Annotated in this window: 17 protein-coding genes; 11 read left to right on the forward strand and 6 right to left on the reverse strand. The window is 68.3% G+C overall.

Annotated features, from left to right (window positions below; genetic code table 11):
* Positions 1-6 precede the first annotated feature (6 nt).
* On the reverse strand, positions 7-1,983 hold the full coding sequence (locus ACWGID_RS09375) for an outer membrane protein assembly factor BamB family protein (protein WP_452195925.1): 1,977 nt from the start codon (positions 1,981-1,983) through the stop codon (positions 7-9).
* A gap of 10 nt (positions 1,984-1,993) precedes the next feature.
* Positions 1,994-4,780, reverse strand: a complete 2,787-nt coding sequence (locus ACWGID_RS09380; protein ID WP_452195926.1) for a heparinase II/III family protein — start codon at positions 4,778-4,780, stop codon at positions 1,994-1,996.
* Positions 4,781-4,907: 127 nt separating this feature from the next.
* On the opposite strand from ACWGID_RS09380, the gene ACWGID_RS09385 reads away from it, so the two are divergent.
* From ACWGID_RS09385 to ACWGID_RS09395, 3 genes are all read left to right on the forward strand, one after another.
* Positions 4,908-5,966 (forward strand): substrate-binding domain-containing protein, encoded by a 1,059-nt coding sequence (locus tag ACWGID_RS09385; protein ID WP_452195927.1) that lies wholly within the window; start codon positions 4,908-4,910, stop codon positions 5,964-5,966.
* A gap of 116 nt (positions 5,967-6,082) precedes the next feature.
* A complete protein-coding gene (locus ACWGID_RS09390) occupies positions 6,083-7,153 on the forward strand; it encodes a LacI family DNA-binding transcriptional regulator (RefSeq protein WP_452195928.1) in 1,071 nt (356 codons plus the stop codon).
* Positions 7,154-7,242: 89 nt separating this feature from the next.
* A complete protein-coding gene (locus ACWGID_RS09395) occupies positions 7,243-10,683 on the forward strand; it encodes a sugar-binding protein (protein WP_452195929.1) in 3,441 nt (1,146 codons plus the stop codon).
* A gap of 44 nt (positions 10,684-10,727) precedes the next feature.
* Here ACWGID_RS09395 and ACWGID_RS09400 read toward each other — a convergent pair whose 3' ends face one another.
* Positions 10,728-11,159 carry an SRPBCC family protein gene (locus tag ACWGID_RS09400; RefSeq protein WP_452195930.1) on the reverse strand — a complete coding sequence of 144 codons (432 nt, stop codon included), beginning with the start codon at positions 11,157-11,159 and terminating at the stop codon, positions 10,728-10,730.
* Positions 11,160-11,289: 130 nt separating this feature from the next.
* Between ACWGID_RS09400 and ACWGID_RS09405 the strand changes: the two genes are divergently transcribed.
* Positions 11,290-12,669 carry a protein kinase domain-containing protein gene (locus ACWGID_RS09405; RefSeq protein WP_452195931.1) on the forward strand — a complete coding sequence of 460 codons (1,380 nt, stop codon included), beginning with the start codon at positions 11,290-11,292 and terminating at the stop codon, positions 12,667-12,669.
* A gap of 46 nt (positions 12,670-12,715) precedes the next feature.
* On the opposite strand, the gene ACWGID_RS09410 is transcribed toward ACWGID_RS09405, so the two are convergent.
* A complete protein-coding gene (locus ACWGID_RS09410; RefSeq protein ID WP_452195932.1) occupies positions 12,716-13,750 on the reverse strand; it encodes a hypothetical protein in 1,035 nt (344 codons plus the stop codon).
* Positions 13,751-13,859: 109 nt separating this feature from the next.
* Here ACWGID_RS09410 and ACWGID_RS09415 point away from each other — a divergent pair, with 109 nt between their 5' ends.
* Genes ACWGID_RS09415 through ACWGID_RS09430 form a run of 4 tightly spaced genes read left to right on the forward strand, consistent with a single transcriptional unit; the run spans position 13,860 to position 17,208 of the window.
* On the forward strand, positions 13,860-14,405 hold the full coding sequence (locus tag ACWGID_RS09415; protein WP_452195933.1) for a hypothetical protein: 546 nt from the start codon (positions 13,860-13,862) through the stop codon (positions 14,403-14,405).
* A complete protein-coding gene (locus tag ACWGID_RS09420; RefSeq protein ID WP_452195934.1) occupies positions 14,402-15,427 on the forward strand; it encodes an alpha-amylase family glycosyl hydrolase in 1,026 nt (341 codons plus the stop codon). Before ACWGID_RS09415 ends, ACWGID_RS09420 begins: the two co-directional genes overlap by 4 nt.
* A gap of 4 nt (positions 15,428-15,431) precedes the next feature.
* Positions 15,432-16,382, forward strand: coding sequence for a carbohydrate ABC transporter permease (locus tag ACWGID_RS09425; protein WP_452195935.1), 951 nt, complete (start codon positions 15,432-15,434; stop codon positions 16,380-16,382).
* Positions 16,366-17,208, forward strand: a complete 843-nt coding sequence (locus tag ACWGID_RS09430; RefSeq protein ID WP_452195936.1) for a carbohydrate ABC transporter permease — start codon at positions 16,366-16,368, stop codon at positions 17,206-17,208. Before ACWGID_RS09425 ends, ACWGID_RS09430 begins: the two co-directional genes overlap by 17 nt.
* Before the next feature lie 119 nt (positions 17,209-17,327).
* Here ACWGID_RS09430 and ACWGID_RS09435 read toward each other — a convergent pair whose 3' ends face one another.
* A complete protein-coding gene (locus ACWGID_RS09435) occupies positions 17,328-17,987 on the reverse strand; it encodes a FadR/GntR family transcriptional regulator (protein WP_452195937.1) in 660 nt (219 codons plus the stop codon).
* Between the two features lie 112 nt (positions 17,988-18,099).
* Positions 18,100-18,420 (reverse strand): hypothetical protein, encoded by a 321-nt coding sequence (locus ACWGID_RS09440; RefSeq protein ID WP_452195938.1) that lies wholly within the window; start codon positions 18,418-18,420, stop codon positions 18,100-18,102.
* On the opposite strand from ACWGID_RS09440, the gene ACWGID_RS09445 reads away from it, so the two are divergent.
* Genes ACWGID_RS09445 through ACWGID_RS09455 form a run of 3 tightly spaced genes read left to right on the forward strand, consistent with a single transcriptional unit; the run spans position 18,413 to position 21,482 of the window.
* On the forward strand, positions 18,413-19,603 hold the full coding sequence (locus ACWGID_RS09445) for an MFS transporter (protein ID WP_452195939.1): 1,191 nt from the start codon (positions 18,413-18,415) through the stop codon (positions 19,601-19,603). The two genes, ACWGID_RS09440 and ACWGID_RS09445, sit on opposite strands and share 8 nt — an antisense overlap.
* Positions 19,600-20,487, forward strand: coding sequence for an ABC transporter substrate-binding protein (locus ACWGID_RS09450; protein ID WP_452195940.1), 888 nt, complete (start codon positions 19,600-19,602; stop codon positions 20,485-20,487). Before ACWGID_RS09445 ends, ACWGID_RS09450 begins: the two co-directional genes overlap by 4 nt.
* Complete coding sequence (locus ACWGID_RS09455) at positions 20,484-21,482, forward strand: ornithine cyclodeaminase family protein (RefSeq protein ID WP_452195941.1); 999 nt, start codon at positions 20,484-20,486, stop codon at positions 21,480-21,482. The genes ACWGID_RS09450 and ACWGID_RS09455 overlap by 4 nt, the downstream gene beginning before the upstream one ends.
* The last annotated feature ends 32 nt before the right edge of the window (positions 21,483-21,514 follow it).

Consider the following 21,514-nt stretch of genomic DNA (forward strand, 5'->3'; position numbering starts at 1 on the left):
GCTGCACTAGCTATCCGTGATGCGGACGAGGTTGCGGGCTCGCATGGTGTAGAGGTGGCCGGACTCGTCGTTGGTGATGTGCGGGCCGCTGTACCAGGCGCCGTTGATGCCGGCGACGACGGTGCTGACGGCGAAGGTCTTCGGGTCGATGCGGAAGACGGTGGTGTCGGATGCGCCGTACACAACCCCGCGATTGGTCACGACAGCCGCGAAGCCGTTGCTGACCGAGCGAACGTCCGCGCGATGGATCACCTTGCGCGTGGGGAGGTCGACGACGAACAGGCCGCCCGCGCGGGAGAGCCCGTAGAGATGGCGGCCGCGGGTGGCGAGAGCGGCGACGCCAGCGGTCTGTTGCGGGTCGAGGCGCCAGAGCTCCCGGCCCGCAACGGGGTCGAAGGCAACGATCGTGCTGCGCGGTCCGGCGCCGCCGCCGTTGTCACCACCGAGGTACGCCACGCCGTCCCGTGTCGCGACCGCGCGGACGCATTGCGCGGCGTCGATCGGGTTGACGAAGCACTGGGTCCGCTCGGTACGACGGTCGTACGTCCAGAACGAGCCGCCGCCTTCGGTGTCCGCCTGGACGCCGACGAGGACCAGCCCGTTCACGGCATCCCAGGCCACGTCGAGAGGGCGATCCTGGGCGGCAGGGAAGGCAGCGGTACGACGGATCGGTGCGCCGTCGCGCGGGTCGTACCGCCAGATTCCTTCCGAGCTGTACTGCCCGGTGAAGAGGACGTGATCGACAACGACGGCGTCCTTGGCCTCGCCCGGTGCGCGCAGGTTGAGGACGTCACCGTTGCGCAGGGTGTGCCGCGCGATCGTGCCGGTACCACCGACGTACACGTAGCCGCCGCCCGCGGCGATACCCATCACGGTCTGCGGAGACAGCGGGGCGCCGGCCTCGGCGAGCTCGACGACAGTCGACGTCTTGGCTTGCGGGTCGATCTCGGCCAGGAAACCGAACGCTGACGTCACGACGACGGTTCCGTTGCGGGCGTCGACACCCCAGATCTCGCCGAGCGCCGGCCCGTCGAACTCGACCGGGCTGATCGTGTTGGCGGTCGTGTCGTACGCCAGCAGGCTCGACTCGTTGGCGAAGTACACGTTGGTGCCGACGGCGGCGAACTTCTTGGCGGTCTTGCCGATGGAGGTCGCGACCGAGTACGACGACACGTCGGCGAGGTCGAGGAGCGCGACCTTCGACGGCTCGAGACCGCCCGCGCTACCGACGACGAGTTTGTCACCGAGGACCGCCAGCTCGCGCACACTCGGGTCGCGCTGAAGCTCCGGCGGCGTGATGAGCGTGAAGGTTCTGGCTGATCGGTCGTATGCGAAGAGCGACGCCCGGCTCGCGCTTCCGCCGCCGCTGAGCGTGCTGCCTGCACCGAAGAAGACGGTGGAGTCCGTGGCTGCGACGGCGAGTGCGGTGGTCGAGTTCGCGTCCGGGATGCCCAAGTTGCTGACGGTTCCGGTCGCGGGGTCGTACTGCCACAGTGCCGGAGCCGTCGCGCCGGCGCTGCCCACGGCGTACACGACACCATCAGGCGCCACGGCGAGATCCCGTACGTCGCGGTCGTCGATCCGGCCGACTGCCTCGGCCGGTTTGTCGAGTGAGCGGGTGTCCCAGCGGTACAGGTTCGCGGGGCTGGCGGCTTTCTGGAGCACTCCGGCGTACAGGTAGGGGCCGGAGGGGTCGGCGGCGAGGGCCTGGATGGAGTAGCCGGTGCCGAGTGCGGTTTGCCCGATGACCTTTCCGGTGGGCAGGTGGACGGCGATGATCGTGGCCGGCTCCAGGTTGCGCGAACCGACGTACACGATGTCGCCGATCGTCACCCCGCTCATCAACGCGAACTGCACCACAGCAGGACCGAGATCCAGCACCTCGGGACCCGAGGCGTTCGCGGTTGTCGTCGCGCTGACACCAACGGCGGCAGCCAGTCCGGCCTGCAGCACGAGCCGCCGACCGATCAGGGGATTGGGCATGAGTGTCTCCTCAGTGCAGGGGGAGTTCGAGGTGGGCGGCTGTTCGGCGCGGGGTTCGCGGGGTGCCGTTCAGGGTGACGGTTTGGGCCCAGGGGGCGTCGATGGCGAGGGTTGCGCCGGGTGCTTCGGCTGTCTCGACGGTCACGGTGCGGTTCGGTCGGTCCAGGAGGACCGCTGTGGGGCCCAGGCGTCGGTCGGCACTCAGGACGGCGCGGCCGGTTGTGCCGACCTTGGTCCACTGGTCCGCAAGTACGCGGGTCAGTCCGGCCGCGTTCTCGACGTACCCGAAGGATGCGTCGAACGTGGACCCGGTCGTGCTTGTCGCACTGCCGAGCCAGATGAAGGCGGTCTTGCCGGTCAGGTCGAGACGGAGCAGTCGTGGGTCTGCCGTGACGGCTGTCGCGGTCGCCGATCGGGGGAGACCGGGGAGGACCGGCAGCAGTAGCGTCGCGAGGCGGACCGGTCCACCGGTGCGCAGGGTGTAGCTCGCGTACTTGGTCGGCTGCACCTCGTAGAACCGCGCCGAGTAGTAACCATCCTTGATCTCCGAGCGCAGGCCGTCCTTGATCAGCGGCGCGATCACCAGGTTGGTCCCGGACGCGAACGCCGTACGCGTGCTGCCGTCCGCACCCAGGACAGGCATCGCATCGGGCAGGAGATGCCAGTTCTGCTCGTAGTCGTGCACCTTGGAGTCGGCCGGGTCGAGGGCGTCACTCACGATCCAGAACCCGTCGGATCTACCACCGATCCTGACCACCGTGCGGGTGTGGCGGACCCCAGGCGTGGCCTCGGTCCAGCCGGTCGAGACCGTCGCCCAAGAACCATCGAGCGGAGTGTCGATAGCGCCCGCGGCGGTCGGATCCTGTACGGCGCCGTCGATGGTCACTGTGGTGTTGGCCTGTGTTGTCAGCCGCAACCAGTTCGACTTGGCGTCATCGCTGTAGGTGAAGGCGCCCATGGCCGGTAGCAACGGGCGGTCGTGGACGTAGAGCTGCAGTGCGAGTTCGTCGGGATGTTGGTGCGGCCCACGATCAAGATTCATCCGCAGGTACGACGCGTCGCGCGTCCAGCCGGTGCGCTGGACGATCACCCGGGTGTCCGGATAGACCACGCTGCTGTGGTCGGGCGCCGTACCCGAGGTTCCGAGTGCGGCGACGTAGCGGAGCTGGTCGTCGTCGAAGTAGTCGGCGAGGCTCTTCAGGGACCCGGTGAAGTTGTCGTTGCTGCTGTCGCCGTAGTTCGGTCCGGTGCCGTCCGGGTACAGCCCGTCGGCGGCGTACCAGGCCGCGCGCCGCAGGTCGGCGCCTGGCGTGAAGGCGATCCCGTTGGCCTTGCAGAAGTTGCCAACAGCAAGGAAGGTTCCCATCGTCACGTACGTGTAGCTGTACGTCGCCTCGCGGTACCCACCGTCCGGGTACAGCGACGCGGCCAGCTGCTCGCCCAGCACCCGCTGCGCATCGGCGATCCATCCGGCACTGCCCGCCAGCTCCGGGAAGTACCCCGCGACGTAGATCAGCGCGGCCATGAACGAGAAGACGTGGTTCGGCGTGTCGGACGTCGACGTACGCAGGAACTCCTGCCCGCGGACCAGCGTCTTGAGTACGGCGGTATTGGTCGCCGCATCGAGCGACGGGCTCGTCCGGAGCACCTCGTAGGCGTAGACCCAGTGTTGGGAACGAATACCGGCGTCGAGATTGCGCGGGTAACTGCCGGCACCGGCAGGCGACGTGGTGGCGTCGGCGTCGGCGATGAAGTCCCGGATCTGGCGGATCATGGTCTGGGCGAGAGCCTCGTCGTGAGTGCTCGCGTAGGCGTCCGCCATTGGCCCGGCCCAGTAGAACCGGGGGAGTTGGTAGTACCACTCCTTGTCGGTGTGCGCCGGCCACGTCCAGTCGAACCCGCCCGGATCGCCCTGGTACGACAACGTGTTCTGGATCGTGTTGTTCCAGGTCCGCGTGGTCTCGTCGAAGGTCTCCTTGTCCTCGAAGACCATCACGCCCGTCCCCGCGATCGTGCTGCTCCCGGTGAGCCGGAGCTCGGCAGACTTCGGCGTACCGGTCACGGCACGCAGGTCGAACGAGAGATAAGCCTTGCGCGTCGCATCTCTGTACGGGCCGGTGCCACTATCGGCGACCACCAGTTGCGTCTCGGCACCATGCGCAGTACCGGCGCCCGCCCCAGCCGCGATGTACGTGCTTGCGGCCGCGGGTACGTCGATCGCGCCCGCGTCGGTGGTCACTCGCAGCGTGGGTGCCCCGGCCGCGGCATGCCGGCTCGCGATGGTGGCGATCGCCGACGACTTGGTCCGAGCCATCAGGAGGAAGCCGATGCTGCCGGTCGCCAGATCAGCGGTGACGAGGTCGCTCACGTCGACCGTCACGGTTGTCGAAGCGGTGTCGAGGGTGAGCGTCGAGTGGTACAGCTCGCCTTTGCCGAGTGACCAGATGTTGTCGGCGATGAGCGGCAGGCGCTTGGTGGGGTAGAAGCCGTTGGTGCTGTAGCCGGCCGTGGTGCGGGCGGGCCGGTTCCGGTAGTACTTCAGCAGTGCGGTCGCGGCGTCGTCGTACCGACCTGCCTTGGCGGCGGCAGCGACGTCGGCCAGTGGGTAGTCGGCGTAGTTGAGCTGCGGGGCCGTGGTCCAGCGTTGCTCGGCCGCACTCCAGACGCCGAAGAACGCGCCGTCGGCTAGCGGCGGAACGGTGGCCGCCGATGCCGGTCGCGGCCTCCACGACGTCAGGGCTCCGCTCGCGAGGGAGAGGGCGGCGCCTGCGAGGAGTGTTCGTCTGCTGACCGTCATCGCATCTCCTGTCGTTCCCAAGTGATATCGAAAGGATCATGTGATATCGATTCGAGTGGGTCAAGAGGGCGTTCACGGTGAGATTCGCCGTCAAAGTGATATCGTTTCGCGCAAGGAGGGGTGATTGATGCAGGCTGCGGAGCGACACCAGGCGATCCTCGAGCGGGTTGAGGCCCGCGGGTCGATGAAGGTCCAGGAGTTGGCCGACGAGCTCGGGGTCGCTGCCGTGACGGTGCGGGTCGACGTCCGCGAACTGGCGCGCCGCGGGCTCGTCGAGCGGGTGCACGGCGGGGTCACCTGGCCGCTCGGAGAGTCCGCGAGGCCAACGCCGGAACGGGCCGAGGCGCGGGCAGGGAAGCGCTACGGCATCGGCATGGTCGTGCCGCATCCGTCGTACTACTACCCCGAGGTGATCAGTGGGGCGCGACAGGCGGCGGACGAACTCGGCGTACAACTCACCCTGACGGTTTCGGGCAACGACCAGGCCGAGGAGCGTGCGCAGGTCGAGCAGTTGCTTGCCTCCGGCGCCGACGGACTGGTGCTGACGACGACCTTGGATCCCCGGACGTCGGCCGAGACCGAATCCTGGCTGCGGTCCCTCCCGGTGCCGGTGGTCCTGGCCGAGCGCCGGGTCGGTCTGGACACGGGAACGGTGGAGCACGTCGCGACCGACCACGAGCACGGCGCCCACCTCGCCGTACGGCATCTGGCCGATCTCGGCTATCGGCGGATCGGGCTGCTGCACTTCGACACGGTGACGGCGCCGATGTTGCGGGCCGGGTACGAGTGGAGCCTGGCCGGGCTCGGCCTGGAGCGGTCGGCGCCCGAGATCTCGATGGGGGAGAACGCGGCTCCGCAGCAGGACGCCGTCAGTCGGCAGTTGGTCGACGCGGTTCGCGCGGGGAAGGTGGACGCGATCCTCGTCCACAACGACTCGCTGGCGCTGCCGCTGGTCGGTCGACTGAAGGCGGCCGGCGTAGCAGTGCCGGGGGACCTCGCGGTGGTCGCGTACGACGATCAGCTCGCCGCCCTCTGCGATCCACCACTGACCGCGGTCGCGCCGCCGCGCGCGGCCGTCGGCGCTGAAGCGCTCCGCCTCCTGGTCGCTCGCCTGGACGACCCGACCCGCCCGTTGCACCGGCTGCTGCTCCAGCCCGACCTGCGGATCCGCCGGTCGGACGCCTGACCCGGCGAGTTCTAGCGTTAAAACTTCTCCACACGCTGAGCCCTTGACGGCTCGCTCGTGAGCGTCGTAGCGTCTGGCTATAGTTTTTAACGTTAATATCTGACGGAGATTCGCTGATGGTTCCGGAGTCGCAGCACGCCAGCCGCGGACCCGCTCCGCACGGGCACGTGACACTCGTGCAGGTGGCGCAGCGGGCCGGGGTGTCGGCGCAGTCGGTGTCGAACGCGCTGAACAACCCCGACCGGGTCGCGCCCGAGACCCGGAAGCGGATCCTGGCCGCGGTCGCCGAGCTGGGCTACGAGCCCAACCTCTCGGCCCGCGCGCTGCGCAACCGCAGCTCGTCGCTGATCGCGTTCAAGATGCGGCCGTCCCGACCGGACAAGGCCTCGCTGCTGATGGACGACTTCCTCTACGTGCTGAACGCGGCCGCGGTCGAGGCCGGCTACCACCTGATCCTGTGTCACGCCGAGGACGGGCCGGCCGGCGAGATCAAGGCGTACCGGGACCTGTTGAAGAAGACGTCGATCGACGCGTTCATCCTCGCCGAGACGCACCACAACGACGACCGGGTCGCCGCGCTGCGGTCCTGGGGTGTGCCGTTCGCGTCGTTCGGCCGGTCCTGGGACGGCGACGACAGCGTCGCGTGGGTCGACGTCGACGGCCGGGCCGGTACCCGCGCCGCGACCGACCACGTGGCGGCGCAGGGACATCGACGGATCGGCCACATCGGCTGGGTCGCCGGGTCCGAGCTCGGCCAGGACCGCCGGGAAGGCTGGCTCGACGCCTGCCGCGAGCGCGGACTGGAGACCGATCTGCAGGCCGCCGTGGTGGACTCACTCGAGGCCGGCTGCCAGGCCGCGCACCGAATGCTCGACGCGTCCCGACCCGCCACGGCACTGGTCTGCGGATCCGACACCCTCGCCCTCGGAGTGATGCGAGCCCTGCACGAACGGGGACTGCGTCCGGGAGCCGATGTCGCGATCACGGGGTACGACGACTCGCCGACCGCGGCCCTGGTGAGCCCCGGACTGACCACGTTGCGCCAGCCGATCGACGAGGTCGGCCGGCAACTGATCCAGGCCGTCGACAGCCTGATGGCGGGCGATCCCCGCGAGCCCCAGCACGTCCTACTGGAACCGGAGCTTGTCGTCCGCGGAAGCAGTCTCCGAGGACCCCGCGAACCGTAGTACCGACTTTTCCTGACGCGCGCCCGAGCCTGTGTTTTGCGGGGTTTCGGCGTGCGTTCACTGTGCCAACCCGCCTGAAGGGACATCAGATGAGAGCCGGACCCAGACTGCTCGCGGCGATCGCCGCCGGGGCACTCGTGACGACCGCGGTGATCTCCGCGTCGCCAGCCCCGGCGGCAGCTCCGCCGGCCGACCCGTTCGTGGTGAACACCGAGAACCTCCCGAGCGGCCGCACGGTCGCCGGCGCCATGGACCTGACCACGTACGGCGACCTCGACTGGGTGCACGTCACCGGATCGGGCGTCGAACGGAAGGCCGCGACACCGGCGATCACCGTCGACGACCTCAACCCCGCTGGTGGGCGAACCGAGCTGAATGACAGCCCAGTGTCGTTCGACTGGTCGGACGGAACTTCCACCCCGTCGGCCAAGGGCGTCACTACGGGTGGTGTCTTCAACTACGACACCACGACCGTGGGCGACACGACGGCCCACGACGCCGGCTACCGGATCACGGTCGCGCCGTCGGACTCGCCACGACGCCTGGTGTTCGTGGGTGGGATCTGGCAGGCCACCGGCTCACTGACCGTCGGAGCAACCGACGGCAGCGGTACGGCGTACTCCGCAAAGCTCACCGCCAGCGGTACGGCGGCGGTGAAGCGCTACACAGTCACCATCCGCCCGGGCGAAGGCGTCGTGGTCACGGCCAAGTTCGCGTCGAAACTCCAGGCGGCCGGCAACCTCTCGTTGGCTGCCGCCGCACTGTCGCAGATCAAGCCGGCGACCGATGCCAGCCTGGCCGCGACCGCTCCGCCGGTGTCGATGAACCTCACGACCGATGGACCGGACGACTGGCTGCACCTCGACGGCGCGACGGTGAACCGGCGCGCGGGTGTGCCCGACTCGACGCCCCGGCTCGCGGTCGCGAACCGCCAGGCCGGAGGCACGATCGGCGCGCAGAACGACAACCCGGTGAGCTATTCGTGGACGAATGGCACCCCGACCGCATCCCAGCCGGGCACGCGCCACGGCGGGATCTTCTTCGCCGACGGAGCGAGCCAGAACGCCGACCTGACCGACCCGTACGGCTACGACCTGTCGGTCCCGGCTGCGGCGGACGGCCAGACGGTGCGGTTCGTCTCCGGAGCCTGGCGCGCGACCGCGAAGGTCTCGGTCTACCTCAACGGCGCGACCACCCCGACGTTCGTGAGCACGGATCTGGTCAGCACCGACGCCTCGGTCACCAGGCTCTTCGAGCTCACGCTCGGCGCCGGTGACTCTGCCCGGGTCAGCGCCCAGCTGCTCCGCAAGACGAATGCCTCCGGCAACGTTACGCTCGCGGGTGTGACACAAGCAGGTACGTCGGCGGATGGGTACCGCCGCCTCATCCAGGATCTGCTGCCGCAAGCGAGCGCAGCGGATGTGGGCGGCGCGATCGAGTCCGCGCAGAAGCAGTTGGACAGCGAGATCGCGGCGGCCAAGGCGACGCTCGCGGACGGCTCGGCACAGCGTGACGGGCTGCGGCTGGCGTATCAGTTGCTGAAGGCGGCGTACGACGAAGCGGTGTCCTCGGCGGCGCACGCGGAGTACACCAATGTGACGAATCCCGGGCTGACGTCGTCCTTCGGTTGGGAGGGCGATCTGAATGCGCCGATCGCATTCATCGACGGTAGTTACCGGTTGCGCAGCCGGGGCGATGTGATGGTCGACTTCGGCGTACCGAACATCCCGGGGAAGATCAAGTGGTCGAATGCCGAGGGGTATCTGCCGGCGTTCATCAGTGAGTACGCCAAGGACGGGCTGGCGATCAAGGTCGAGAACTTCGCCGACCTGGTGGTTGTCGGCGGCAACCGGTTCGAGGTCGCGTACTCGCGGATGACGGTCACGAACACGACCTCCGCGGTGGCTCGGCTGCCGAAGGTCTCGAACCTGCTGACACCGTTGACCAACGGCACCGTCACGACGGTCGATCCCGGCCGGACCGTGGTGCGCGACTATGCGGTCGCCGCCGACCGCTTCGACGGCACGTACGACTGGCCGTCGGCGACTCAGCTGCAGCAGCTGGGTGGTTTCGACAAGCACTACGCCCACATGAAGCAGTACTGGAACACGCGGTTGTCAGCGATCGCGAACATCACCGACCTGCCCGACAAGCGGCTGATCAACGCGTACAAGGCGGGGTACGTCTACACGCTGATCATCCGCGACGACATCAACGGCGAGAAGCAGTTGCACGTCGGTGAGAACGGGTACGACGAGATGTTCGACCACGACACGATCGGCATCGTGTCGACCCTGCTCACGATCGGCGACTTCACCTACGCGAAGGACTACCTGTCCACGCTGCCGGCCCAGCTGCAGTACGACGACGCGAAGTGGAAGTACAGCTGGCCGTACGCCCTGTACTTGCAGCGCACCGGCGACAAGGACTTCCTGCGCAGCCGGTTCGAGACGATCAAGAAGAACACCCACACCATCGAGACCGACCGGATCGACGGCGGCACGGGGATCATCAAACAGACCGACGCGATCGACTCGCACGGCTACTGGACGATCGACAACTGGTCCGCGCTCACTGGTCTGACCACCTACCGCTACATCGCCACGGCCCTCGGCGAGACCGCGGAGGCGGCCTGGGCGCAGGCGGAGTACGACGATCTGCTGCGCGTCGCGACCGCTCGCATCGACCAGACGATGCAGCAGTACGGACTCGACTACATCCCGATCTCGATGGTCGAGCCGAACGAGACCGGGCCGCGGAAGGACCCGCGGGACGCGAACTGGGCCTCGATGTTCCTGTTCGGACGCTGGGCCTGGGACGGGTACCTGTTCGGGGCCGAGCAGACCGGGACGATGATCGACAAGATCGACGACACGTACACGCACGGGTTCGACCGCCGTAAGGACATCTCGGACACCATCTACAACTTCGGTGGCTATCCGCACGGGTACTTCTCGAGCGCCTACAACGCTGGGTACGGCAGCTCCGCGCTGCGTGGTGAGCAGTACCGCGACCTGGGCATCAAGGCGTACCAGTTCATGATCGACAAGTCGCAGAGCGGACCGTTCGGCTGGTGGGAGGGCGTCGACTACCCGAGTACGACCTCGCCGTGGAACATCGACCACGCGCGCGGCGGCGGTGGCTCGAACCAGCACATGTGGGGTCAGTCGACCGCGACCAAGGTGCTGTTCGACTCGCTGATCGCGGAGCGCTCGGACCGCACCGTGATCATCGGGCGCGGGATCCCGAACGAGTGGATCCGTACCCACCAGAAGGTCGCGCTCGACCGGTACCCGGTCGCCAACGGCGGTCGCATCGGCTACACGTTGACGACCGCGGGCAAGAGCGTGGTGATCGAGCTGACCGGCGCCGTCTCCGACGTCGCGGGCTTCAGCATCGAGCTGCCGGCGCTCAGGGACAACATCGCCAACGTCTCGGTCAAGGGCGCCACCGTGAACCAGTCGGCTGGCACCGTTCGTCTGCCCGCCGGTACCAAGCGGGTGACGCTGACCTTGCGGCACACCATGTAGCCAGACCTCCCAGCTGGCGGCGGGCGCCCCCGCCGCCAGTTGGGTCAGGCCTCCGGAGGCGGCTCCGGGGCCTCGATCGTCGCTTTGAAGCGGTAGAGGTCGGCGACGACCATCCGGTGCAGGATGCCGGTCTTCTCGGCGAAGTTCTCCACCAGCCCCTGGGCGTCGAGCTGCAGCTCGATGGTGATCGTGGTGTCGCCGTTGGCGAGCGGTTCGAAGGTGACCGAGCCGCCGATCATCGGCCCCGGGTCGCAGGTCCACGCGATCCGCTGTCCCGGCTGCTGCTCGACCAGCGTCGCGTCGAACTCCCGGACGAACCCGCCGACCGAGGTCACCCAGTGCGAGTGGATCCCGTCGAACTCCTGGACGTCGTCCACGCTGTCCATGTACTGCGGGAACGACGCGATGTCGTTCCACTGGCCGTACGCCCGGGCGATCGGTACCTCTACGTCAACTGATTCGGTGATGCGTTCCATCGTCGAAACCTCCGGCTCGGTGTCGTCACGGTTGGTGCGGATCAGGTGACGCCTTGTGCACTGGGTAGCCTGGTCGTTTGCCATCCAAACGTGTGGATTGCCGACAGAACTGCGTGGGTACGGGGAACGGATGCTGATTGCGGAGCGGTACCGGTTGGGCGCGTCCCTCGGACGTGGCGGGATGGGAGAGGTCTTCCGTGCCACGGACGAGGCGCTCGGTCGTGAGGTCGCGCTGAAACTGATGCTGCGGTCGAACGACGACGCCTCGGCCACGGGGCGGTTCCAGCGCGAGGCGCGGGCCGCCGCCCGGCTCAGCGATCCGCACATCGTGGCGGTGTACGACTTCGGGCAGTACGACGACAACTTCTACCTCGTGATGGAGCTCGTCGAGGGGCGTTCGGTCGCCGGCGAGCTGGCCGCTGACGGTCCGCTGTCGTGGGAGCGTTCGGTCGCCATCGTCGAGCAGGCGGCGGCCGGGCTCGAGGCGGCGCACGCGCAGAACGTCGTCCATCGCGACATCAAGCCCAGCAACCTGCTCGTCTCGGCGGACGGCATCATCAAGGTCGCCGACTTCGGGATCGCGCACATCGCCGGCTCGGAAACGAACGAGCTGACGGCCACCGGCCAAATCATGGGCAGCCCGCACTACCTGTCGCCGGAGCGAGCCCGAGGTCTGCGGGCCGGCCCCGAGTCCGACGTCTACGCGCTGGGTTGTGTGCTGTACCAGCTCGTCACCGGACGTCCGCCGTTCATGGGCGACCACCCGACCGCGGTGCTCTATCAGCACGTCGACACCGACCCGGTGCGTCCGAGCGAGTTGCGTGCCGAGTTGGCGGGTCCGTTCGAGGGCGTGCTGATGCGGATGCTCGCCAAGGATCCGGCAGACCGGCCGACGGCCGCACAGCTCACCGCACTGCCCGCTGCGGCGGAATGGTTTCCCACCGCCGCACTGGCCGGCGCGCCGCCGAAAACCCCTGCCATCGGTACGCCGGCCGTCGAGCCGACCGCGCCGCTTCTCGCGAACTCCGCGAAATCCGCGAACTCCGCGAAATCCCGCAAGCCGCTGATGGTCGCCGCCATCGCGGTACTCGTGCTGGCCGGCGCTATCACCACAGGCGTCGTACTGCACAACACCGGGAACAACCTGCCTCCGACCGTCGACGTCGGCCCCACGCCCAGCTCCAGTGCCGGTACGCCGTCCACGCCGCCGACGACCGCACCGACCAAGGGCGGCGAGGTGAGCGAGGCGGCCCGACGTACGTCGACCACGCCCTCGAACACGCCGACGACGCCGAGCACCACCCCGAGTTCGCCGACCCCGAGCAGCCCGACGACCACGTCAGCGACGCCGTCGACCACCCCGTCGAGCACGCCGACGCCGACCCCCACTCCGACCAAGACGTCGTCCTCGGCCACGCCGTCGTCCACTCCGACGTCGTCGAGCCCGAAGCCGTCGTCGACTCCGACGAGCTCCAACACCCCGCCCCCGTCGGCCACCCCGACGCCGTAGACCTCCAACACTCCGCCTCCACGCCGACGCCGTAGACCTGGGGAATTCAGGAGTCCCAGATCGGGCCGAGGGCCGGGATTCCCAGGCGTTCCAGGCCGTGGACCACGGACCAGGTGAGTTTGCGGTTGGACACGCAGATCACCGCCTCCGCGCCGGCGGCGGCGTACGCCGAGTAGGCCAGCTTCACCATGTCGGGTTTGCCGTGGGTGTCGGTGTCCCAGATCAGCGCGTCGGGTTGGGCGGCGTGGATCTCGTCGACGAGTTCCTGACCGTAGGTCTTCACCGGGTCGCGGGTGACCCAGACCAGTTTGTGCGGGATCCGGGAGGCCAGGATGTGCGCGAGGACCGGACCGATGCCGCTGCCGGTCACGACGTACACCACGTGCCGGAAGACCATGCCGTAGTTGGCCATGCCGGCGGTCGCGACGCCGCGGACCCAGATGTGGGTCGGCGGGTTGTCGATGAAGTCGCCGGTCCAGTCGCCGGCGCGGGACACCGCCATCCGGAATCCCGCCGTACCGGGCGTGGGGATGACGGCGAAGCTGTGCCATTGCCGCAGCGGATGCCGAGAGATCGATCGGGACGAGCCGGCCATCGGTGTGCCGCGACCGGTCCGTACCAGCGCGACGTGCGACGACGGGCGGATGATCCGGACCGGGATCCGGCGGAGCAGCATCCAGGGCAGCATCGAGCTGACCGTGGTCAGCGCGAGCACCCAGACGGCCGGCGTACCCGCGAGTGCCGCGGGCAAGCTTTCGGTACTGCGGCGCTCGTCGGCGAGCAGGATCGCGCCGATCCAGAACAACGCCGAGAGCGACCAGCCGCCGAAGCGGTGCACCCGCTCGAAGCGGTCGTGGCGTGTGGTTCGCGCGCTCGGGCGAGAGGTCATCACGATCGCGAGGAGCAGTAGTGCCTGCACGACGTACACCAAGAGGAGTGCCACGCCGGTCTTGCCGATCGCCAGGACGGTGAGCCCGAGGAACCAGACGGTGCCGCAGATCGCGCCGCCGATGTGCAGGCCGCCCAGGTGGTAGCCCTTCGCCAGCGCCCAGCGGAGTCGCAAGGGCCAGGACTTCGGCACCCGCATCACCAGGCGCGACGCCGGGAATGGGAGATAGCGATCTTCGGCGCCAGGTAGTCCATCGAGAGGCGAGGTCATGCCACAGCCCAGGGCCAGGGACGAGCAGTCCATGCGAGCCGATCCCGCGAAGCGCAAGAAGTTCGCTCGCCTCCGCGAACACACCGGTTATGAACACGTGGTGGCACTGAGCCGCGCGTACCTCGACGCGGCGGTCCGAGACGCCCAGACTTCCGAGAAGGAGTACTGGTCCTTGTCCTGTCTGCCGGGAACGCGCAAGGAACGGCTGGCGGCGATCAGCATGAAAAGCATGGAAGTCCTGGTCGTGGGCGATGTCGGCGAGGACATCCCGGAGGCCTTCGTGGTGGTGAGCTTGGATCACCTGGTGCGGGAGCACGGCTCGGCGGCCGCGGCGGAGGCGGCGTACCAGGAGCTGGACTTCGATCCGTCGGACTACCGCGACGCGGGGGACGATCAGGTTCGGGTGTACGGGTGGGCTCCGGAGCTTGCGGAGTATCTGGCGAGTGCGTCGCTGGGGACGGCGGCACAGGAGCTTGCCGGACGCTTGATGGGAGCAGGGAAGACGATGCAGTGGTTCGGGCACAACTACCAGCTGGCTGACCAGGTACTGGGTCGCGCTACGAAGGACGACGAGTGAACGGCGTCCGCAAGGTACTGGCCATGGTGGGGGCGCTGTCGCTGCTCGGTTTCGCGGTTCAGCCGGCTGTTGCGGTGCCTTCGGGGGAGCGGGACGTGATTGTCCAGTTGTTCGAGTGGAACTGGAAGTCGGTGGGGCGGGAATGCGGGGAGGTACTGGGGCCGAAGGGGTACGGGGCGGTGCAGGTCTCGCCGCCGCAGGAGCATGTGGTGCTTCCGGGGGCGGGGTATCCGTGGTGGCAGGACTACCAACCGGTCAGCTACAAGCTGGACCAGACCCGCCGCGGCTCCCGGGCCGACTTCGTTGCGATGGTCAACAGTTGCCACGCGGCCGGCGTGAAGGTGTACGCCGACGCAGTGATCAACCACATGACGGGAGGGTCCGGTACCGGGAGCGCGGGCTCGGCGTACAGCCATTACGACTACCCGGGCACCTATCAGGTCCAGGACTTCCACCACTGCGGCCGCAACGGGAACGACGACATCGTCAACTACAACGACCGGTACGAGGTGCAGAACTGCGAGCTCGTCGATCTCGCGGACCTGGCGACCGAGACCGACTACGTGCGCGGGCGCATCGCGGCGTACCTGAACGACCTGCTGTCGGTCGGTGTCGACGGGTTCCGCCTGGACGCGTCCAAGCACATGCCGGCCGCGGACATCGCGGCGATCAAAGCCCGGCTCGCGCGTCCGGCGTACCTGTACCAGGAGGTCATCTACGGCGCCGGCGAACCGATCACCCCCGACGAGTACGTCGGCAACGGCGACGTCCTCGAGTTCCGGTACGGGAAGGACCTGGCGAAGATCTTCAACACCGAACGGCTTGCGTACCTGAAGACGTTCGCGGAACCCCTGCCCTCTGACGATGCGGTCGTCTTCACCGACAATCACGACACCCAGCGCGGCAGTGGGGTCCTGACGTACCGGGACAACGGGCGGTACGCGCCGGCCAATGCCTTCATGCTGGCCTGGACGTACGGCAAGGGCCTGATCGCGGACGCGACCAAGGCGCTGAAGGGCTGACCCGATGTCCACCGTTGTGACCCGCGAGCCGGACACCGTGGTGCCGGCTCGCCCGGCACCACCTGCGCGGCGCCGTACCACAGACGGCCGCTGGGGTGGGCTGTTCCTCACCCCGTGGCTGCTCGGGCTGGTGCTGCTGACCCTCGGCCCGATGGCGGCCTCGCTGTACTTCTCGTTCACCGACTTCGGCCTGCTCGGCAGCCCGCACTGGGTGGGCGGTCAGAACTACTCCGAGCTGCTCACCGACGACCCGACGTACCTGCAGTCGATCAAGGTCACCCTCGTGTACGTCGGGCTGTCGGTGCCGCTGAAACTCGCGATCGCGCTGCTGGTCGCGATGGTGCTGAACACCAAGCTCCGCGGTCTGTCCTTCTACCGGGCGGTGTTCTACCTGCCGTCGTTGCTCGGGGCAAGCGTCGCGGTGGCGATCATGTGGCGGCAGCTGTTCACCGGCGACGGCGTCGTCAACAAGTTCCTCGCCGTCTTCGGGATCGACGCCCCGAGCTGGGTGTCGAACCCGGACTACTCGATCTACACGCTGGTCGCACTCGCCGCCTGGCAATTCGGTACGCCGATGCTGATCTTCCTCGCCGGTCTTCAGCAGATCCAACGGACGCTGCTCGAAGCGGCGAGCGTCGACGGCGCCGGGACGATCAGCCGGTTCTTCCGGGTCACGCTGCCGCTGCTGACACCGATCCTGTTCTTCAACCTCGTGATGCAGGTGATCGGCGCGTTCCAGACCTTCTCGCAGGCGTACGTCGTCGGCGACGGTCAAGGCGGTCCGGCCGAGTCGACGCTGGTCTACAGCCTGTACCTGTACAAGGCGGCGTTCGTCGAATTCAAGATGGGCTACGCCTCCGCGATCGCGTGGGTCTTCCTCGTCGGCATCGCCGGGATCACCGCGGCCAACTTCCTCTTCTCACGGTATTGGGTCTTCTATGACGACGAGCACTAAACGGTTCACCGCGGTCCGCCACATCGTGCTGCTGGTGGGCGTGGTGGTGATGCTCTACCCAGTCGCCTGGATGCTGAGCAGCTCGGTGAAGCCGGCCGGGGACATCTTCACCACCAGCTCGCTGATCCCGCGGTCCTGGGACCTGTCGAACTACGCGACCGGCTGGGCCGGAGCGGGGAACTCGTTCGGCGCCGCGATCGTGAACTCGTTCGGCGTCGCGGTGGTGTGCGTCGTGGGCAACGTGCTGTCCTGCTCGATGGCGGCGTACGCGTTCGCCCGGTTGCGGTTCCGGTTCCGTGGTGCGGCGATGGCGGTGATGCTCGGGACGATCATGCTGCCGCACCAGGTGCTGCTGATCCCGCAGTACTACCTGTTCTTCCGGGCCGGGTGGGTGAACACGTTCCTGCCGTTGACGGTGCCGAAGTTCCTCGCGGTGGACGCGTTCTTCATCTTCTTGATGGTCCAGTTCATCCGCGGCCTGCCGCGCGAACTCGACGAGGCCGCGGTGATCGACGGCTGCGGACCCGCGCGCATCTACTGGCACATCATCCTGCCGTTACTCCGGCCCGCGATGGTGACGACCGCGATCCTCACCTTCGTCTGGACCTACGACGACTTCTTCGGCCAGCTGATCTACCTCACCGACCCCGCCACCCAAACCGTCCCGGTCGCCCTGAGCGGCTTCCAAGACAACATGGGCGGCAACTCCTTGTGGGGCCCGATGTTCGCGATGTCCGTCATCGCCCTGATCCCCGTCGTGGTGATCTTCCTAATCTTCCAAAAACGCATAGTAGAAGGAGTAGCCACCACCGGCCTCAAAGGCTGACGTCGGCGCGGGGCCGGATCTCTGGCACTCACCAAGTCGATCGATCCCGGTCTCCCCACGCTCAGCCGGCGGTCGGCGGGCGCGGCTCGGCGAGGTTAGTGAGTGCTGGAGGTCCGCCTTCAGGTGGTGCTGTCGAGGAGGGAGAGGGTTGCGGCGGCGGCTGCGGTGGGGTCGGCGGCTTCGATGGCGGCGGCGAGGGCTTCGTGCCAGTTGTCGCCGCCGCTGGTGAAGACCTGGAGGCACTGGTCGTCGCGGACGCTCTCGGTGAGGGCTCGGGCGAAGCTGGTGTAGAGCTCGATCAGGACCGGGTTGTGTGAGGCGCGCGCGACGCACAGGTGGAACTCGACGTCGTTCGCGACGAACGCCGCCTCGTCGCCCGCGGTGCCGGCCGTGGCGCGGTCCTGGAGCGCCGCGTTCAGCGCTTTGATGTCGGACTTGGTACGCCGTGATGCCGCCAGGCCGGCCGCGACGATATCGAGACCGCGCCGTACCTCGACGACGTGGTTGTGGTCGGCGGTCACCAGCCGCCGGCGGATCGCGACATCGGTGGCGTCCCGCGCAGTGACGTAGGTGCCGTCGCCTTGCCGCGTGGCCACGAGCCCCGCCTGCACCAGACCACGGACGGCCTCGCGCACGGACGCCCGGCTGACGCCGAGTTGCGCGACCAGTTCGGTCTCCGACGGAATGCGCTCACCGACCGCCCACCGACCCTCGGTGATCTCGTCGCGGAGCTGGGATCCGACGGACTCGACCAGAGAAACCCGCTCGACTTTCTTCATCGCATCGCTTCCTTAAACGTCAGATGACTGGTAATCCTATCACCAGGCAACACCGAGATCCCGGCTCGGCTCCGACGAACACCTCGCCAAGGAGGTCGGTCCGATGCACAGCTCAGATTCCCCGCGCCAGCTTGCCGCCCGTCCGGTTCGCCCCGCCGACGAACCACCGTCCGCCGAACCACTGCCTGCCGAACCACTGCCTGCCGAAGCAACGCCCGCCGATCCAGGATCCGTGGTCGGCCGCGTGCTGGACGCGATCCCGTTCAACCGCGCCCACCGGCTGATCCTGCTGATGGTCCTGCTCGGCGCGTTCTTCGACGTGATGGAGGAGAACTCGCTCGGCGCCGTCGGCCCGGCGCTGAAGTCGGTCTGGAACATCTCCACCCCCGGAGCTCGCGTTCCTGCAGACCGTGACGATCGGCGCGATGATCATCGGCAAGGTGGTCACCGGCGCGCTCGGCGATCACAAGGGCCGGCGGTTCGCGCTCGGGTTCAACCTGGCCATCTACTGCCTGGGCGCGCTGATCTGCGCGCTCGCCCCGAGCTACGCGGTGCTGGCGCTCGGCCGGTTCATCGTCGGGATCGGCCTCGGTGGCGAGATCGCCGCCGGTATGACGATCCTCAGCGAACTGGTCTCGACCAAGTACCGCGGTGCGGTCGTCGCTTCGCTGAACATCGGCGCCGGCGGCTTCGGCAACGTGGTGTCGTTCGGGTTCGCGGCCGTCGTCCTCGGCCCACTGGGGAACTTCTTCGGCGGCCCGGACAACAGCTGGCGGTGGATGTTCGGCCTCCTCGTCCTGCCCGCGCTGCTGGTGCTCGTGTACCGGCGCTTCCTCCCCGAGACACCGCGCTTCCTGGCCTCCCGCGGCCGCATCGACGAAGCGAACGGCGTACTGACCCGCCTGGCCTCGGGTCGGTTGAAGGACACCGACGGCCCGATCACGCCGTACATCGAGACCGTGGGTGTCGCCCCGAAGGTCGAGAAGGTGCGGTTGTCGGAGGTGTTCCGCGGCGTTCTGCTCCGCCGTACGGCGGCTCTCGCGGTGGTCTCGTGGATGACGTTCGGGGCGCAGGTGACGGTGCTGGTGCTGATGCCGACAATCCTCGTCGAGCAGGGGTACACGATCACCAAGAGCCTCACGTTCACGATGGTGATGAACCTGGGCAGCCTGTTCGGTGCCGCCGCGGCGACCTGGGCGGCGCTGAAGCTTCCGCGCCGCCTGGTGATCACCGTCGGCGCCGGTGCCGCGTGTCTCGGCGCTCTCGCGTTCGGCTTCCTGGCGACCACGCCCGCGCTGGTCCTGATCCTCGGCGCAACCTTCCAGTTCTTCGTGCTCCTGCTGAACAGCACGATCTTCGCGTGGGCCCCGGAGCTCTACCCGACCCGGGTTCGCGCGTTCGGCACCGCGATGGTGGCGGTCCAGGGCAATGTCGCCGGGGCGTTCGTCCCGATCGGCGCCGGACTGCTGCTCGACCACGCCGGTGTGGTCGCGGTGTTCGTCCTGATCGCCGTCATGTACTCCGTGATGGCGGTCGCGAGCCGGTTCGCGCCGGAGACGCACGGCCGCTCGCTCGAGGACATCAACTCCGACACGATGCAAGGAGTCTCATCATGACCCGTCTGCATGTCAGCGCCACGTCGCACTGGCCGAACTACCTCCCGGAGTACGTCGCCCGCGAGCTCGGGTACTACGAGGACGAGGGCCTGGAGTTCTCCCGGTCCGCGCCCGACGACTGGACGCAGGTACTGCGCGACCTCGAGGACGGCACCGCCGACGTCGTACTCGGTGGGCTCTGGGTGCCGGCGATGTACCACGGTCGCGGCCGTGAGTACCGCGCCTTCGCGCAGCTGAACACGCGGAACCCGAAGGCGCTGGTGACCCGGGAGAAGGTCGCCGACTTCGACTGGAAGGATCTCGAGGGCAAGATCGTCGTCGCGCCGGGGGCCGGCGGAACCGCGCCGTACGTGCACACGGCCGGGCTGATGCGTCAGGCCGGTGTCGATATGTCGAAGGTCCGCTGGGTACGCGACCTGTCCGGGTCGATGCTCACCGAACTGTTCCTCGGCGGGATGGGGGACGCGCTCGTCACCGACCTGGTGAACGCCGCGTTCCTGGAGCACCGCAACGAGGCGTTCGTTGCCGTCCGCCACGATCGGGCCGGCGGGCTGATGCCGAACAGCGTGTACTACACAACCGACGCCGTACTGGCGCGCGAGGACAAGCTCGTCGAGCGATTCTACCGCGCGCTGCAACGGTCGTACGACTGGCTGAAGGCGCATGAGGCTGCCGAGTTGTCCGACCTGCTCGCCCGCGAGTGGCCGTCGCTGGACACCGGTGTACTCATTGGTGTGGTCGACGATCTGCGCGCCAGCGGGATCTGGGAGGACCTGCGGATCAGCGAGGAAGGGTACGGCGAGTGGATGCGGATCCTCGCCGAGGACGGATTGCTCGACGAGGCACCGGCGTACGACGACCTGGTCGCGACGGTGGAGGCATGAGCGTGGGCCGACCGATCCTCGCACTGAGTCGGGCGGAGATCGCGAAGACGCTCGAGATGCCGGCCGTGATCGAGGCCGTCGAGCAGGCGCACGCGGCGTTGAGTACCGGCGGCGCCGCGCAGGCTGAGCGCTCGACCGTCGAGGTCCCCGGCGGTACGACGCTGCTCGTGCCGATGACCGCCGCGATCGCGTCGCAGTCTGTCGCGGGCATCAAGCTCCTGACCGACACGCCCGCGAACGCGGCCCGGTCGCTCCCGGTGCAGCAGTCGACCGTGCTGCTCGTGGATCCCGAGACCGGGTCCTGCGAGGCGATCCTGGACGGGCCCGCGCTGACGCTGTTCCGGACCGCCGCGGCGTCCGCGGTCGCGACGCGGCACCTGGCGCGCGGCGGGTCCCGGACACTCGGGCTCGTCGGCGCGGGCGCGCAGGCGCGGGCACACCTGGACGCGTTGACCTGTGTCCTGACGATCGACCGCGTCGTCGTCTGGAGCCGGACGAAGGAACGGGTCGAGGCGTTCGCGGCGTACGCGCGGGAACGGGTCGCCGAGGTTTTCGTTGCCTCGGGCCCCGAAGAGGTGGTGCGCGCGGCCGACGTGCTCTGCACGCTGACCCCGTCGCGCGAGCCCGTGGTACGGGGGGAGTGGTTCCGGCCCGGCCTGCACGTCAACGCGGTCGGCGCCCCGCCGCGGCCGGACTACCGCGAGATCGACAGCGCCGGCATCGCCCGCAGTCATGTCGTGGTCGACAGCTACGACGTCGTACGGCGGGAGTCGGGCGACGTCCTCGTCCCGCTCGCCGAGGGCGTGATCACGGTCGAGCACTTCGCGACCGAGCTCGGTGACGTGGTGGCCGGCGTCCGGCCGGGCCGGCGTACCGAGGAGGAGATCACGCTGTTCGACTCGGTCGGGCTCGGGCTGCAGGACATGGCGGCCGCGCGGCTCGCGGTCGACGCGGCCCGGCGTACCGGACTCGGCGTGGAGCTCCGGCTCAATTGAGAACCGCCCCCAGAAGACGTGTGACCCGCCGC

It is taken from the genome of Kribbella sp. NPDC054772 (assembly GCF_053611945.1).

Coding starts and splice junctions, on each gene's coding strand:
- ACWGID_RS09375 (WP_452195925.1), bottom strand. CDS start 1,983: ATGCCCAATCCCCTGATCGGTCGGCGGCTCGTGCTGCAGGCCGGACTG.
- ACWGID_RS09380 (WP_452195926.1), bottom strand. CDS start 4,780: ATGACGGTCAGCAGACGAACACTCCTCGCAGGCGCCGCCCTCTCCCTC.
- ACWGID_RS09385 (WP_452195927.1), top strand. CDS start 4,908: ATGCAGGCTGCGGAGCGACACCAGGCGATCCTCGAGCGGGTTGAGGCC.
- ACWGID_RS09390 (WP_452195928.1), top strand. CDS start 6,083: ATGGTTCCGGAGTCGCAGCACGCCAGCCGCGGACCCGCTCCGCACGGG.
- ACWGID_RS09395 (WP_452195929.1), top strand. CDS start 7,243: ATGAGAGCCGGACCCAGACTGCTCGCGGCGATCGCCGCCGGGGCACTC.
- ACWGID_RS09400 (WP_452195930.1), bottom strand. CDS start 11,159: ATGGAACGCATCACCGAATCAGTTGACGTAGAGGTACCGATCGCCCGG.
- ACWGID_RS09405 (WP_452195931.1), top strand. CDS start 11,290: ATGCTGATTGCGGAGCGGTACCGGTTGGGCGCGTCCCTCGGACGTGGC.
- ACWGID_RS09415 (WP_452195933.1), top strand. CDS start 13,860: ATGCGAGCCGATCCCGCGAAGCGCAAGAAGTTCGCTCGCCTCCGCGAA.
- ACWGID_RS09425 (WP_452195935.1), top strand. CDS start 15,432: ATGTCCACCGTTGTGACCCGCGAGCCGGACACCGTGGTGCCGGCTCGC.
- ACWGID_RS09430 (WP_452195936.1), top strand. CDS start 16,366: ATGACGACGAGCACTAAACGGTTCACCGCGGTCCGCCACATCGTGCTG.
- ACWGID_RS09435 (WP_452195937.1), bottom strand. CDS start 17,987: ATGAAGAAAGTCGAGCGGGTTTCTCTGGTCGAGTCCGTCGGATCCCAG.
- ACWGID_RS09445 (WP_452195939.1), top strand. CDS start 18,413: ATGATCATCGGCAAGGTGGTCACCGGCGCGCTCGGCGATCACAAGGGC.
- ACWGID_RS09440 (WP_452195938.1), bottom strand. CDS start 18,420: ATGATCATCGCGCCGATCGTCACGGTCTGCAGGAACGCGAGCTCCGGG.
- ACWGID_RS09450 (WP_452195940.1), top strand. CDS start 19,600: ATGACCCGTCTGCATGTCAGCGCCACGTCGCACTGGCCGAACTACCTC.
- ACWGID_RS09455 (WP_452195941.1), top strand. CDS start 20,484: ATGAGCGTGGGCCGACCGATCCTCGCACTGAGTCGGGCGGAGATCGCG.